Source organism: Lacisediminimonas profundi (genome assembly GCF_008831265.1).
Lineage (GTDB): Bacteria > Pseudomonadota > Gammaproteobacteria > Burkholderiales > Burkholderiaceae_D > Lacisediminimonas > Lacisediminimonas profundi.
Genome location: NZ_VTTH01000002.1, coordinates 352006 through 365212, shown reverse-complemented (window position 1 = coordinate 365212; position 13207 = coordinate 352006). Strand labels below are relative to the sequence as shown.

Below are 13207 nucleotides of genomic sequence, written 5' to 3'. Positions count from 1 at the left end.
TGAAAGACGATATCTACCCATGAAAATAACGAACATCACCGCGATCCCCTTGTCGTACCGGCTTCCCGAAGGGAAAACCGTCAAGATGGGCATCGGCAGCACCACCAAGCGTGACACCATCATCGTCAGAGTCCAGACTTCAGACGGAATCACCGGGTATGGCGAGTCGCATCCGGGACGCGGCCCCGGCGCCGTGTCCAACCTGATCAACAGCACACTCGCGCCCATGCTGATTGGCATGGAAGCCACCGATACCACCGGCGTCTGGCAACGGGTGCATCGCATGCAGCTGTCGAGCCACGGCCAGGGCGCTGCCGCTGCGATGGGCCTGTCCGGCATTGACATGGCGCTGTGGGACATTCGCGGCAAGGCTGCCAACATGCCCTTGTACAAACTGCTGGGCGGCAGCAAGCGACGCATGCCGGCATATGCGGGCGGTATCGCACTGGGATTCCAGGAAAAGGAATCGCTCGCGGACGAGGCGCAGAGATACGTTGAGCAGGGTTACAAGGCGCTGAAATTGCGGATCGGCGACACCGCCAGGGCCGATATCGAGCGCGTCGTTCATGTGCGAAAGCAACTCGGCGACGATATCGACATCCTCACCGACGCCAACACGGCATATACCATCGCCGATGTGCGGCGGGTATTTCCGGTGCTGGCCGAGATCAATGCCGGCTGGCTGGAAGAGCCATTCGCGTGCAATGACTTCGCATCCTACCGGGCCGCCGCAGCCATCACGCCGCTGGTGCCGATAGCCGCTGGCGAAAACCATTTCACCCGTTTCGAATTCGCGCAGATGCTGGAAGCTGGCGCAGTGCAAGTCTGGCAGCCGGACCTGTCCAAGACCGGCGGGATCACCGAAGGCTTGCGTATTGCGGCGATTGCGTCTGCCTGGCGCATACCGCTACATGCGCATAGTTCGGCCACCGGCATCAACCATGCAGCGACACTTCATTTCCTGGCGGCGACGGAAAACGCCGGTTACTTTGAATCCTGCGTTTCGGAATACAACCCGTTGCGGGACATGTTCGGCACGGTGTACGAGATCGGCGCGGACGGTTGCGTCGAACCGCCAGACCGCCCGGGACTCGGCGTCGACGTTGATGAATCGGTCTTCGAGCAGTTTCCGCTGATCGAAGGGCCAGGATACGTAGTCAAGTTCTGAGTCATGAGACAAGAGAAAGATATGGCTGAGCACGAAGCCTGGTTTCGGCAAGCCGTCCAGACCGGGCTGGACGCTGCTGACGCTGGTGACGTGATTTCTGATGAAGAGGTCGAGGCGGATGCGGCCGCCTGGAGGGCCGAAACCCGGCTCAAGATGAATGGCCGTTAAGCCCATAATCTGTATATTGCAAGTGCAACCCTGTACCTGCTATGACCTTGTTTTTCTCATTTGAAAACAAGGGGTTACTTGACATAGCAGGGCTTCAAAACCCATGGAAAATTTTTCCATGACGCCGGACCACATCACCCGCATTTCGTCCGTTTTCGCGCGTTCGATATTTGCCGCGGCGATGATCTCCATCGGATTGATATCCAGCACCTGGGCAACTTTGACGGCCACCGAGTCATCAATCCGGCTTCGACCTGCCCGGTAATTGCTCATCGCAGAGTGGGTAATTCCCAGCGCTTTGGCTAGGGCATAGTCCGATTCAATCCCCAGGCGACGCTTCGCCTGGTCAAGATATTCGATCGATTTCACATGTTCTCCTGGTCTTGGCATGGGAAGAATCCCACCTGACCGGACTATAGTTCACCCCCCTTGACCGTTCAAGAGGCATGACGCTTTGCGCAAAGGTGCTTGACGTACGACAAGGCCTTGACGTAATGTCACACCTGCCGCCGGGCAATTCCCAAAACTGTTCCCTGGTCCGGATGGCATATGTGAGGCCCGGCGGCCTTCTGACCAGGGGAAAAGACCAGGGCAACCAGTGAAAACATTTACTTCTTGTGACAAAAAACCGTCCCCTCTCGCTCTCGTGGCGCAGGGGATTTTTTGCGGCCTGCTGATGGGCTCCCCCGTGCTCCTGGTCGCCCTCGGCGTCATTCAGGGGTAGACCATGACGCCAAACACGAAAGCCATCATTGATGCTGAGTTGAAGCGTATGGAAGGACTGCTGCTTGTTGTGCCTGCGGCAATTAATAGCTACAGGACGCACTGGTGGGGATTCCTTTGGGCGCTTGAGCGTGCCGGCCTGATCACCTACTTCGAAAATCGCGAGCTGGAAGGGGAGCTGAAATGAGTGACTTCCAGCAGCTGCTAAAGCAGCGAATCTCTGAAATGCACGACCGCGACCCCGGCGAGCTGCACCAGGGCGACGCCGACCCCTCCGACGTTTCCACGCTGCCGGCCCGTACCTGGCACCCGTCCTGGCTCGATGCCAAGCCCCCGGAAATCCCCGAAATTACCTGCCGCGACCACGGCCGCAGTGTGCTGGCGAAGACGCTGGAGGAGATGCGCAAGCCACCGGTGCGGATTGGCAGAATCCCGAAAAATCTCAACTGCTGGCATGACACGCCGGAACCATTCCGCAAGCTGATCTGCAGGGCCGCAAGTCTGGATATTGCCGTGATATCCAAACTGGACCGCGACCTGACGGAGCTGGAAAAAGCTGCAATTCGCGGAGCTGCGCAGAGACTGAGGGACAGGGCCGAAGCTCTGTTTGCGATATGAACGAATCCTACACAGTCACCATGAGGCGTAAGGACGGCTCGCTGTTCCCTTTTAAGTCCATTTGGGCGCACAGCCCTGCGCAGGCCGTAGAAAGCGCGTCCATGTGGCATACCGGCTGCCGGCCGGTGTCTGCAGCCCTATCGAAGCCTCTCCAGCTGGAGCTTGCGATATGAGGCGCTACCAGGTGTACCGGGTGCGCAATGGGGAATGGGTGACGGTTGGCGAACCGTGGACAACTGCGGATGAGGCTTACAGAGCTGCTGAGGTGTGTGAGGCCGTTTTGCCTTCCGTGTCGGTTTGCGTTCGTGCCGTGGAAGTGAAAGGCGACCTCGATCATGCTTAATTCGAGCCACCCCCAGCAACCCGCCTCTAATCAACTTGGTATTAGTGGTAAATCCACAAACGGCCCAAAAGAATCAACGAGTTACAAGCGGTTTCGGGCCGGTCTTCCGATTTCTGATGTGGCCGCTGGCCGTACCGAAAAATTCGGCCTGCTGCGCACGGCGCAATCCCTGATCCACGACCACAACAAGGCCGCGAGCGAACAGCACCGCACCTGCTGGTGCCACCGTGGCACGGCCAACCCGGGCGCCGGCGTCTCCGTGTACCGGCAGACCAGCGGCGACTCGGCGCGCCTGCAGGGCGTCACAACCTGCAAATCAGTGTGGGCCTGCCCAGTGTGCAGCGCGCGGATATGCGCGGCGCGCCAGGCGGAGCTTTCCGCTGGCATGCAGGCATGGGTGGGGCAGGGGGGTTACACCTGGCTGATGACACTGACGTTCCCCCATGAGCGCGGCGTACCGCTGGCGCAGCTGCTGGGGCAATTCAGCAAAGCAAAGGACAGATTCAAGAATTCGAGGACGTACAAAAAGATTCTGCCAAAGGGTGGCGTGCGGCGCGGATCGGTCACCAGTCTCGAGGTCACCCTGGGCGAGAACGGCTGGCACCCCCACCAGCATGATCTTGTCTTTGCAACGCCTGACGCCTTTGGCTTGGTACGCGAGCTGGACGGCGGACGCATGGCGTCGTCCGTGATCGACGAGCTGAAAGCAGCCTGGTACATGGCGCTTCGCAAGGCCGGGCTTTGCGAGCAATCGCAGATGAATGACGTGCTGGCCCACGGACTGGACGTGCGCGGCGGCCAGTACGCTGCTGAATACATCGCGAAATTCGGAAAAGAACAGAAGTGGGGCCTGTCTCGAGAAGTCACCATGCACGCGGCGAAGACCGGCGGGAAGAAGGCCGGCGAATATGCCGGAGCTCACCCTTTCCAGCTGCTGGCGTGGGCTGCTGAGGGTGACGACCAGGCAGGCCGCGAGTTCCGGGAATACGTCCACGCCTTCGAGGGCAAGCGCATGCTGTCCTGGTCGCCGGGGCTGAAGAAGGAACTGACCGGACTGGACGAGCTGACCGACGAGCAAGCCGAACAGAACACGATGCCCGACGAGGAGCGCGTGGGCCGGATCGACTCCGAAGCCTTGTCCGTGCTGCAGTCGCGCCGGCTGCTGGGGAACTTCATCGGCTACGTCGCTACCTGGTGCACCGATATCGAGGTCGCCCAGCAGGAGATTGACGACTACATCGAATGGGCACGACTACAGCCACGGGTAAGCCGCGGCGAAGTGAAGCGAAAAATGCATGTTCGCGGCTTCGCCTATGCCGACGAGGAGCTGCCAGCATGAACAAAACCTTCGAACAACGCGCCATCGAGCTGGCCGCCGGACTGTCCGGAATGGCAAAGGCCGTGGTGCCCACCGCATTGATCACCCTGCTGATCGATATCTGCAAGACCCTTGACCACCTCAACCAGGACAAATCATGAAACTCGCAATCGTGGCCGCGCTGTTCGCCGGCCTGCAGCAGCAGCAACCCGACGCCGCCGGCAACCTGTCGGTCAACATCAACGATGCCATCAATGCCAGCAATGAATTCAACGCCTGGCAGGCCGCCCAGCCGAAGACGGTAGACGCGCCGGCGCTGCAGATCTGGACGCTGGTGCAGGTCATCGAAAATGCCGGTGAACATTCCGGCGTGGTGGGCATCGTGTGCGGCGGCGCTGGCGATGAACTGCAGGTGAATCCAGGCGACGGCAAGCCGATCATCTCGATCGACAAGCAATACGTCCGGCAGCTGTAAGCTGCAAATCCAACGGCAGCGCCGACCTTACCGGGCCGGCGCTGCCACTTCGAAGCCTGGGCTTACCGGCCCAGGCAGAGGGAGCAAAGAGATGGCGAAATACGAAGGCGGCTGCAGCTGCCAAAATTGCGGGAAAAAGGCCGACGTCTACACTGACAAAAATGGCCTGGCCTACTACAAGTGCGGCCCCTGCGGATTCTTCCCGAAGTTCTCCAACATGCGGCACTCGCAAGCCTTCCTGCAAGGCAAAGTGGAGCGAGATGAGCCGGCGCAGAATACCCCACCCCCGGAAGGCGCTATCCCGGTACCGGCGAATACGGTACCGGGACCGGCCAAGAAAAAAGCAGGCTTCTTTGATGGAGTCCTGACATGAAAGACGACACCAAAAACGCAGCACTGAACAACGATCTGGCGAACGCGCTAAGCGCTGCCCAAGCATCCGAGCAGATGGACCCGGGTGCAGCAGGTGCACCGGGCATGCCCCAGTTGGGAGTGGACCCGGCCAAGGCCGCGAACATCGAGGGATGGAAAATCGCCGTGATGCAAGCGGTCCCGATGATCGAATCGTTCCTGCCAGAATTCAAGGCGCGGGTGACGCGGGACATGTGGGAAGCCTTCGGCGTAGCCCTGGGCGAAGCCTGCGACTACTACGGTCTCGGCCTGGGCGAAGCCCTGAACCATCCGCTGGTCAAGCTGGCGATGGCGGCATTCCCGATCGGCCTGGCTGCAATCGAAATCAAGAAGTCACGGATTCAGGCGGCCATCGAGGCCAACCGGCCACCGGCGCCGCCGGCGGCGATATCCACGCCGGCCAGCGCGATGGCGGCGCGGTCCGGTCACCCTGCCGTCACCGTCCGGAACATGGACGAAACGCAGAAAGCGTCATGAGCCGCGACGCTCCAATAATCGGCGTCATCGGCGCATCGATGCAGGGCAAGGGCCTGTGCGTGAAGTACGAGTTGATCCAGGGCCGCTGGGCGACGCATCCGATGATCATTGTCTGGAGCCCGTACGAGACCAGCGTTGACCCGATCACCCGGGAGGAAAAGGGCGATGACTACGCCGGCTTGATCAAGGGGATCCGAGTCGATACCTTTGTCGGCTTCGGCGCGGCGCTGCAGAAGGGGCACAAGCGGATCGTCTTCGTGCCGGCGCAGGAGGAAGGGCGCTGCAAACGCCAGTTCGATCAGTTCTGCAATATCGTCTGGAATCTGCCGGATCCGCTGGTGGTCGTGGAAGAGCTGGCGCTGGTCACGCAGGCCAGCTGGGCACCGATGCCGTGGAAGAAGCTGTGCACTGGTGGCCGGCGCCGGTTCGCTGGCCTGATCGCAACGGCCCAGCGGCCGCAGAACATCGACAAGGACTTCCTGGGCAACTGCACGGAAATCCGGTGCTACCGCGTGAACTCGGCGTCAGCTGTGACCACGATGGCGGACTCGATGTTCGTCACCAGGCAGGAAATCGCCGGCCTGCCGCAGTTTCATTACATCCATCGGATGGTCAACCAGGGAATAAACAGTCCTGGTGTGGCGAAAATCCCGAATTCGACAAAAAAACTTCCACCGGCCCCCGCTCGCCGGTCCCGGAAAAAGCCGCAAAAGCCTGCAATTTCCTGAGTTTGTCGATTTTCTTGTAACTGAGATATTTGGGGCGTCTGTCAGGAGCCCCAATGTCGATTTCGAAATACATACCACCGCTGGATAAAGTCTCGCAGGAAGTCATTGCGGTGCTGATCGCCACTGTGGTCGCGGCTTGGGTCATCTCTCAACATCCCCGCCTGCAAAAGCTGGTCAGGGGAAATTCAGTGCCTTCCCCTCTCGACTATTAGGAGCGTCAAATGTCCGCACTCAAGAACCCGGCAGTAAAAATCGGCCTGACCGCACTGGCTGCCTATGCACTGGTGACGATCATCCAGCGCAATGTGATGCCGATCCCGGTTGTGGGTCAGTACCTGCCTTCGTAATCGGCCGGTCTCCATTCCCCTCACAACCGAAGGAAAACGATGAGTACCTATCTCCGTGACATTGCCTTTGTCAATGTCGGCGCCAACAACGTCGCCACGGCCCAGCTCAAGCTCGGCCGCACTTACGAACGCCTGATTCTGGAACTGGGCGGCACGACCTTCACCAAAGCCATGATCACGGATATCCAGATCAAGGTGAATGGCAAGCTGTTCTGGCGTGCGACCGGCACCCGCCTGGACCTGATGAACACCTATCGCGGCCTGGCTGCGAATGCCGCGTATCTGGCCATCGACTTCACCGAACAAGACTTCAAGACCATCGAAGCCATGTTGCTGGGCACCTTCGCGTGCACCCAGGAAGCCGGCGTGCAGTCCGCGACCATCGAGGTCACGATCGCTGGCGCCACGGCACCGACGCTGGCACTGATCCAGCAATGCGGCGAGCCATCGGCAAACGATATCGTCACCCGCATGATCTGGAACCAGATCGGCATCACGGCCGCTGGCACCTTCCCGGTGTACGTGCCGTACGGCCGTGCCCAGGGCGGCCAGGTCAAGCGCGTCTGGATGTTCCACGGCGGGAACTGCACCGGTCTGCAGATCAAGCGCAACAACTTCGAGTTGTTCAACCTGACCGACACGCAGAACCGTTTCATGCAGACGGAAAAGCGCAAGGTGCCGCAGACGAACCTGATGGTCTACGACCCTGTGATGAGCAACTTGGGTTCGGACATGCTGAACGCACGCGGCACAGATCAGGGCGCTGGCGTGGTCAACAGTCTGGACTTCCTGGTGACGGCCAGCGCGGCCGACACCATCAACATGTACGTGGAGTACATCGACAGCCTGAGCCGGGTCTAACCGGCGCAGCGAATCGAACGGCCCGCAGCGATGCGGGCCGATGTGCTACCACCAGGAGAAAAGCATGTGGGATGAAGGATCAGATTACGACGCAGGGATTCTGTCGGTCGACAACGGCGGCGGCTTCGTCTTCGCCTCTGACCAGGCAGACGAGCGCAAGCTGGGCAGCATGCAGCCGGGGCCGGCCGACATGCCATGGTGGGAACGTCTCTTGCAGGTGGGCGCGACCCGTGCGATCGACTCGCACTACAAGGATCAGGAAGCCAGCCGTCTCATGCAGGCGCAGGGCTACGGCATCCAGGGCGCCAATGGCTACACCTACCGTCCCGGCGTGGCAACGTCGATTTTGCCGACCACGACGGGCGGCATGCAGCAGCTGCTGATCTTCGCGCTGATCGGCTTTGTCGCGCTGAAGGCGCTGAAGGCATGAATCTGCCGCCGATCAATCTGAAGTCATCGTCGTCGAGTACTTCGGACGCCGGCGATATCTGGAACAGCGCCAGTTTTCAGACTGGCGATTTTTTCGCCGGCACCTCGGCGGCGGCGGCGACCATGAAGGCCGGTTCGCTGCCGCTGACGGCGCTGGCACTGGTCGCCCTGGTATGGATGCTGACCAGGAAGAAGTAAGGCTGCAGGAAGCCAGCGCGGAAGAAGTGCTGCCATTCGTGCAGTCCGCGGCAAGGTTCGATATGACAGACGGCCAGCAGACGGCGCAGGACATAGCGAAGCTGGGCGGCTATCTGGTGATCGAGCAGGGCAGGGCGTCGGCGGGTTTCACGATCAAGGTCTGCAAGCCGGATGTGTGGGTAACGGCAGCAGCAGGGCGCAGCCGGCGCGACCTTACCAGGATCATCACGCAAGCGATCACCCAGTACCGGCCGGACGGAGTGCAAAACATCATTTTCCAGACCAAGCGACGCGGCTTGATCAGGAAGGCGGCGCAGCTGGGCTACCAGGTCGCCGGCGTCACGAATAACGGCAAGGGAACAATCATGAAAAAGGCGATCGCGTGAGCATCATCCACATTCTCAAAGCGTGGTTCTGCATTGCCTGGTTGCCCATGTTCATCAGCGACTCGGCAAGCACCAGCACCACATCGAGCACAACCAACAACGCCGACCAGCGCCTGAACTTGAACCAGGGCGGCGTCGGCGCTACCGCTTCCAGCGGCGGATCCGTCATCATCAATTCGACAGATGGCGAAGTCCTGCGGCAAACCGTCGACACGCTGGCCGTCACCCATGAAAACGTTCTTGACCGGCTGTTCGCATCCTTCGACCGCATGCTGAAGGTGAACCAGGACACCGCAGCCCAAAACACCAAGCTGGCGACCGATGCAGTGATGTCCTACGCGCCCAACGACTCGGGCAAGACCGAACTCAGCAAGAACACCACCATTGCCATTGGCATGGTCGCGCTCGCGGCCGCGCTGGCAATCTTCAAAAGGTAGATCATGCGCACCATTTCCGAAGCCTTCGTCGCCGGCGTAAAGCAGGAATTTTTCATCCCTGGCAACCGGCTGGAAATCCTGTCCTGCTCTGGCGCCGGCACCGTCACGGTCTCGCTGCAAAACGCCAACGGCGTCGAAATCACGAACGGCCTGGCCACGGGCGTGGAGGCTGGCACCTACATGGTCCCGGATGGCGGATTCAAGCGGGTCGCGATCACTTCCAGCACGTCGCAGACGGTCAAATTCCTGATCTCTTACGGCGAGTCCGGAACTCGGAGCGTGGCCGGTACCGTGCAAGTCGCCGGTACCGTCAAGACGCAGGCGACTGGACTTCAGTACACCGGCAGTTATGCAGCAGTCGGCGCGACGCTGCCGACCGCAAATACCGCGGTCATGGTGGTGAATCCAACGCTCAACGTGGCCGGTATCACGGTGCACCTGTCGCAGCTGCAGCACACCGACGCCGGCGCCGGGCTGGCCGTGCTGATTGCCAAGGCTTCCGCACCAGCCAGCGTGACCGATGGCGACGTGCTGAACATCGCGGTCAATGGCGCCGGGGTCAGCACGGTGCAGACGCCTCTGTTCGTGCCGGCCGGTAAAGGCCTGTACCTGATTGCCAATCTGATCGAAACCGGCGGCGTGAAGAACGTCCTCTACTCGATCCTGTGATGAAAAACATTCTTCTCCTGGCGATGTTGGGCGCGGCCGGCTATCTGGCCTGGCGCCTGTACGGCCCCCAGGGCGAAGAAGAAGGCGGCGGCTATCTGTACGAGCCGAACGACGCACCAGCAACCAACGAGGGTTCATTGATGGATTCGATCATTACCGGCATTGACCAGGTGGCCGGCGTGCTGACTGGCGGCGGCCCGGTCGCCGGCATGACAACCTCGGCCGACATGCGCGAGCTACTGAAGGATCGCGAGCAGCTGAAGCTGGAACCGTACAACCTCGGGGACGGCGGATGGACCATCGGCTATGGCCACTTCGAGAAAAGCCGGTCTTCGCTGCCGGACCGAATCACGAGGGAGCAGGCGGACGCGATGTTCGATGCGGACCTGGTGAACCGGGCAGAAAAATGGGTGAAGCTCTACGTAACCGTAGACCTCACCCAAAATCAATTTGATGCACTGGTTTCGATCGCCTACAACATGAGCCCCCGCAGTTTCCGCAAATTCGCGGACCAGGTGAACGCAGGGCAGGGGATCAACGAGATGGCGGCGACGTCGATCGCGTGGGTGCCGGCGCACCTGCAGAACGGGATCCGGAACCGGCGCAACGAAGAAATGCAGGTTTTCAACAGTGGGGTGTACGGATGAAACCAATCGACCTGACCTTGCTGGCCGTGACGGCCGGCGTGGGCTTCATGCTGTTTTCGTTGTCGCGCCGGGCCAATGCCACGGGTGTGCAGCGCACCGGGTACGAGCAGTACCTGGCACAGCCAAACAGTGGATCGTACTGGTCGACCTACGTGAACCCGTCCTACCTGGACACGCAGGCGACCAAGGAAATCAGCTGGGCGATCAACAACGCGCCGGCGTCGGAAAACCTGTCGAACCCGTCGCAGATGTGGACGGTGGGCTGAGATGATTTCCGGTGACCTCAAGGTAAAGCTGGTGATGCTGGCCGCGCTGGCCGGCGCCGGCCTGTACCTGGGCTACAAGATGAAGAAGGGGATCAGCGGCTTGACTGCGCTGGTGCCCGAAGTGGTCAAGGATGGAGCGCAGGCCATGGGCCAGCTCGGCAAGCTCGGCGCTGCCATCGTAACGGATCCGCTGGACGCCTTCGGCATTCGGCCAGCAACCACCACCAGCGGCGCCCCAGCATGGGAGCCAACTGTTCCATGGGCCAACCAGGTGCCCAGCGGATACCACGACCCGGTGTATGACTATCCGATTTTGTCGTCTGAAGACCCGGTTTCAAACAATTCCAGCGGTATCAACTTCAACCTGTTTTAAAGGAACTGCCATGAAAAAAGTGATCAAGCGTTTGCGTGAACCGTCCACGATGGCCGGCCTCGGCGTGCTGGCGGTGCTGTTCGGCCTGCCGGAAAGCCTGATCGGGGACATTAGCCGGATCGTCGGCGGACTGGCCGGCGTCGCGGCCGTCCTGGTGCCCGAGCTGGGCGACAACAGCTAATCGATCATGACCATTGACCTGCGCGAGCTTCTGCAATGGGCAAACGTCCTGGTGGTCCCCGCGCTGGTCTATGCGTTCAAGCTGGAACACCGGATCACGGAAATGCGGACCCAGCTGAACATGATTCTCGACATTCTGCAAAAGGCTGAAAAATGAAAAAACTCTTTGCCGTGCTGATGCTGGCGGCTGTGGCCATCGGCGTGGCGGTACCGGTACCGGCGCTGGCGGTGCCCGCGACGCTGAACGCGAATACCGTGTTCTTGCTGGATCAATCCGCAGTCGCTGTATCCACAACCGGAACCACTGCGGAGGTGACTTTCGCTACGGTGAATGTCCCCGCGGGCTTAGTTGGGCCGAACGGCGCAATTCGAATCAGGGCGATCTTTTCGCATACGAGCAGCGCCAACGCCAAGCTCTTAAAATTTCGATATGGTGGAAGTCTTGTGGGATGGGCGAGCATTACGACGTCAGTAGCATCTGACCTCCAGGTTATTGTGCGAAGTCGTGGGACATTGGATTCGCAAATCACTTATACCCAGCCAACGGCTGCGACAACGAACCTAACATCGACGCCTACTTCGGTAGATGGCAGGATTGATCAGCCGATATCAATAATTTGTTCTTTGGCGGTCTCGACGGAGACATGTAGCTTGGAAGCCTACAGCGTTGAGGTCTTGCGCCCCTGAATTTCGGAGTCTCCAGCAGGAACTTGAGCCGCCTTGTGCGGCTCTTTTTTTGGCTTGAACGCCAGCAGCTGGCCGCTGACCAGGCGCAGCGGTGTGTGGCGCCGGAGTCCCATGCGGCGCAGCTGGTCGTGATGCTCCTGGTGCTGCAGGCGCATCAGCTCGGGCACCCACCAGGGCACTCGGGCGCGGCCATTCAGCCAGTCATGGACGGTTCGTTCGGAGCGGCGCAGGCGCCGGGCGAGGTCTGCAAGCGGGATTCCCTGCGCGTAGTGCGCCATCTCGGTGGGATTCCCATAGCGAAGGTTTGGATACCGCATTTTTGATTATCATTATTCACGGCGGCAAACTGTAACGCAGGAAGCTGGCCGGGTTGCACTGGCAATAGACGCATAATCTGTATTATGTCAAATCGCGTGCAGCAACAAAAACGGCATACCGCCCGGTATGCCGTTGTCATTTCTGCTATGTTGCGAGCTTTTATGCTACCGCCTTCGACACCGCATTACAAGCAGCCCCCGCATGATCTGTTCGGTCAGGTCCCCGTCACCGACGATGATATCGCCGCCTGGGTCGCCGCCGTCTCCCCGCGCTGGCTGGCGCCGGAACGCTCGTTCCGCTCGTATGTCGCGCACTACGCCGTCGCCGACAAGGTGCGCCGCGCCAAGATCGACGGCACGTTCTATGCGATCACCGCCCATCCCCGCCATGCCTGGCACGCCCGCCTCGCGCTGGCCGCGATCGTCTAGGGCGACATCAATTCTATCGTGTAGCCTTCCATGCCGCATGATTCACTGGACAGCGCCACACTACAGGAAATTACCAGCGGTTGATCGCTGTCACTGTTGATGCTTGATGTGATCGGCGATAGTGCCGTTGTTTGCGCCGCTGGCTGTGGAAAACTGACTTGTGAATTTCGTACACCCCTGGCGCGTATCACCCACTCAAAATTTGACGATGCGACGGTCGTTACCGTCTGTCCACCCATCAAAATTCCACCGTATCGAACGCGAAGCGTTTTGTTGTTTGCGCTATTCGTTGTGGTAAATACGACCTTTACCCTTATTGCGCTATTCAGTCCCAACAGCCCGCCCGGTACGTTCACCGTCGCCAGCGCCACCTCATCGGTGGTCCCGGTCCACGATGCCGCCACGCCCGACTGCGCCAGCACCTGCACCGACGACAGCGGACGCACGTTCTGCGCCGCCGCTGGCAGCGTGCATCCGGCCAGCGCCACGCTCAGCAGCAGCAGCCATCCGATGACGCGGCCCATCATTTCGACTTCCGTTTGCGGAATTGGC

At 60.2% G+C, this 13207-nt stretch carries 28 protein-coding genes; 25 read left to right on the top strand and 3 right to left on the bottom strand.

Going from position 1 to position 13207, the window contains the following annotated elements; translation table 11 throughout:
- The first annotated feature begins 19 nt into the window (after positions 1-19).
- A complete protein-coding gene (locus tag FVE66_RS07350; protein WP_151446751.1) occupies positions 20-1168 on the top strand; it encodes a mandelate racemase/muconate lactonizing enzyme family protein in 1149 nt (382 codons plus the stop codon).
- 21 nt (positions 1169-1189) lie between these two features.
- Entirely contained in the window at positions 1190-1336 is a 147-nt protein-coding gene (locus FVE66_RS20160) for a hypothetical protein (protein ID WP_161993214.1), read from the top strand.
- A gap of 39 nt (positions 1337-1375) precedes the next feature.
- On the opposite strand, the gene FVE66_RS07345 is transcribed toward FVE66_RS20160, so the two are convergent.
- A complete protein-coding gene (locus FVE66_RS07345) occupies positions 1376-1705 on the bottom strand; it encodes a helix-turn-helix domain-containing protein (RefSeq protein WP_151446750.1) in 330 nt (109 codons plus the stop codon).
- A gap of 358 nt (positions 1706-2063) precedes the next feature.
- Here FVE66_RS07345 and FVE66_RS07340 point away from each other — a divergent pair, with 358 nt between their 5' ends.
- From FVE66_RS07340 to FVE66_RS07260, 22 genes are all read left to right on the top strand, one after another.
- Complete coding sequence (locus tag FVE66_RS07340; protein WP_151446749.1) at positions 2064-2246, top strand: hypothetical protein; 183 nt, start codon at positions 2064-2066, stop codon at positions 2244-2246.
- Positions 2243-2677: a hypothetical protein gene (locus tag FVE66_RS07335; protein ID WP_151446748.1), complete on the top strand. Its 435-nt coding sequence runs from the start codon at positions 2243-2245 to the stop codon at positions 2675-2677. The genes FVE66_RS07340 and FVE66_RS07335 overlap by 4 nt, the downstream gene beginning before the upstream one ends.
- A gap of 335 nt (positions 2678-3012) precedes the next feature.
- Positions 3013-4359 carry a protein rep gene (locus tag FVE66_RS07330; RefSeq protein ID WP_206668726.1) on the top strand — a complete coding sequence of 449 codons (1347 nt, stop codon included), beginning with the start codon at positions 3013-3015 and terminating at the stop codon, positions 4357-4359.
- Positions 4356-4499 (top strand): hypothetical protein, encoded by a 144-nt coding sequence (locus FVE66_RS20155; protein ID WP_161993213.1) that lies wholly within the window; start codon positions 4356-4358, stop codon positions 4497-4499. The genes FVE66_RS07330 and FVE66_RS20155 overlap by 4 nt, the downstream gene beginning before the upstream one ends.
- Positions 4496-4813: a hypothetical protein gene (locus FVE66_RS07325; protein WP_151446746.1), complete on the top strand. Its 318-nt coding sequence runs from the start codon at positions 4496-4498 to the stop codon at positions 4811-4813. Before FVE66_RS20155 ends, FVE66_RS07325 begins: the two co-directional genes overlap by 4 nt.
- A 91-nt stretch (positions 4814-4904) precedes the next feature.
- On the top strand, positions 4905-5186 hold the full coding sequence (locus FVE66_RS07320) for a hypothetical protein (RefSeq protein WP_151446745.1): 282 nt from the start codon (positions 4905-4907) through the stop codon (positions 5184-5186).
- The gene (locus tag FVE66_RS07315; protein WP_151446744.1) at positions 5183-5701 is read left to right on the top strand and encodes a hypothetical protein; all 519 of its coding nucleotides are present in this window, start codon (positions 5183-5185) and stop codon (positions 5699-5701) included. Before FVE66_RS07320 ends, FVE66_RS07315 begins: the two co-directional genes overlap by 4 nt.
- Positions 5698-6429, top strand: coding sequence for a hypothetical protein (locus tag FVE66_RS07310; protein WP_151446743.1), 732 nt, complete (start codon positions 5698-5700; stop codon positions 6427-6429). The genes FVE66_RS07315 and FVE66_RS07310 overlap by 4 nt, the downstream gene beginning before the upstream one ends.
- A gap of 53 nt (positions 6430-6482) precedes the next feature.
- On the top strand, positions 6483-6641 hold the full coding sequence (locus FVE66_RS20290; RefSeq protein WP_166454472.1) for a hypothetical protein: 159 nt from the start codon (positions 6483-6485) through the stop codon (positions 6639-6641).
- 9 nt (positions 6642-6650) lie between these two features.
- Complete coding sequence (locus tag FVE66_RS20600; protein WP_277753154.1) at positions 6651-6776, top strand: hypothetical protein; 126 nt, start codon at positions 6651-6653, stop codon at positions 6774-6776.
- A 39-nt stretch (positions 6777-6815) separates the two neighbouring features.
- Positions 6816-7637 (top strand): major capsid protein P2, encoded by an 822-nt coding sequence (locus FVE66_RS07305; RefSeq protein ID WP_151446742.1) that lies wholly within the window; start codon positions 6816-6818, stop codon positions 7635-7637.
- Between the two features lie 64 nt (positions 7638-7701).
- The gene (locus tag FVE66_RS07300; RefSeq protein ID WP_151446741.1) at positions 7702-8067 is read left to right on the top strand and encodes a hypothetical protein; all 366 of its coding nucleotides are present in this window, start codon (positions 7702-7704) and stop codon (positions 8065-8067) included.
- Entirely contained in the window at positions 8064-8264 is a 201-nt protein-coding gene (locus FVE66_RS07295; protein WP_151446740.1) for a hypothetical protein, read from the top strand. The genes FVE66_RS07300 and FVE66_RS07295 overlap by 4 nt, the downstream gene beginning before the upstream one ends.
- The gene (locus tag FVE66_RS07290; RefSeq protein WP_151446739.1) at positions 8240-8650 is read left to right on the top strand and encodes a hypothetical protein; all 411 of its coding nucleotides are present in this window, start codon (positions 8240-8242) and stop codon (positions 8648-8650) included. The genes FVE66_RS07295 and FVE66_RS07290 overlap by 25 nt, the downstream gene beginning before the upstream one ends.
- Positions 8647-9087 (top strand): hypothetical protein, encoded by a 441-nt coding sequence (locus FVE66_RS07285; RefSeq protein ID WP_151446738.1) that lies wholly within the window; start codon positions 8647-8649, stop codon positions 9085-9087. Before FVE66_RS07290 ends, FVE66_RS07285 begins: the two co-directional genes overlap by 4 nt.
- A gap of 3 nt (positions 9088-9090) precedes the next feature.
- A complete protein-coding gene (locus FVE66_RS07280) occupies positions 9091-9756 on the top strand; it encodes a hypothetical protein (protein WP_151446737.1) in 666 nt (221 codons plus the stop codon).
- Positions 9756-10403: a lysozyme gene (locus FVE66_RS07275; protein WP_241673078.1), complete on the top strand. Its 648-nt coding sequence runs from the start codon at positions 9756-9758 to the stop codon at positions 10401-10403. The genes FVE66_RS07280 and FVE66_RS07275 overlap by 1 nt, the downstream gene beginning before the upstream one ends.
- Positions 10400-10669 (top strand): hypothetical protein, encoded by a 270-nt coding sequence (locus tag FVE66_RS07270; RefSeq protein WP_151446736.1) that lies wholly within the window; start codon positions 10400-10402, stop codon positions 10667-10669. Before FVE66_RS07275 ends, FVE66_RS07270 begins: the two co-directional genes overlap by 4 nt.
- A 1-nt stretch (position 10670) precedes the next feature.
- Complete coding sequence (locus FVE66_RS07265) at positions 10671-11042, top strand: hypothetical protein (RefSeq protein WP_151446735.1); 372 nt, start codon at positions 10671-10673, stop codon at positions 11040-11042.
- Positions 11043-11052: 10 nt separating this feature from the next.
- Positions 11053-11223 carry a hypothetical protein gene (locus tag FVE66_RS20285; protein WP_166454474.1) on the top strand — a complete coding sequence of 57 codons (171 nt, stop codon included), beginning with the start codon at positions 11053-11055 and terminating at the stop codon, positions 11221-11223.
- 6 nt (positions 11224-11229) lie between these two features.
- A complete protein-coding gene (locus tag FVE66_RS20150) occupies positions 11230-11379 on the top strand; it encodes a hypothetical protein (protein WP_161993212.1) in 150 nt (49 codons plus the stop codon).
- On the top strand, positions 11376-11909 hold the full coding sequence (locus FVE66_RS07260) for a hypothetical protein (protein WP_151446734.1): 534 nt from the start codon (positions 11376-11378) through the stop codon (positions 11907-11909). The genes FVE66_RS20150 and FVE66_RS07260 overlap by 4 nt, the downstream gene beginning before the upstream one ends.
- Here FVE66_RS07260 and FVE66_RS07255 read toward each other — a convergent pair.
- A complete protein-coding gene (locus FVE66_RS07255; protein ID WP_151446733.1) occupies positions 11882-12226 on the bottom strand; it encodes a helix-turn-helix domain-containing protein in 345 nt (114 codons plus the stop codon). The genes FVE66_RS07260 and FVE66_RS07255 overlap by 28 nt on opposite strands.
- An 84-nt stretch (positions 12227-12310) precedes the next feature.
- On the opposite strand from FVE66_RS07255, the gene FVE66_RS07250 reads away from it, so the two are divergent.
- Positions 12311-12655, top strand: a complete 345-nt coding sequence (locus FVE66_RS07250) for a hypothetical protein (protein ID WP_151446732.1) — start codon at positions 12311-12313, stop codon at positions 12653-12655.
- Here the strand turns inward: FVE66_RS07250 and FVE66_RS07245 are convergent.
- The gene (locus FVE66_RS07245) at positions 12652-13182 is read right to left on the bottom strand and encodes a hypothetical protein (protein WP_151446731.1); all 531 of its coding nucleotides are present in this window, start codon (positions 13180-13182) and stop codon (positions 12652-12654) included. The two genes, FVE66_RS07250 and FVE66_RS07245, sit on opposite strands and share 4 nt — an antisense overlap.
- Between the last annotated feature and the right edge of the window lie 25 nt (positions 13183-13207).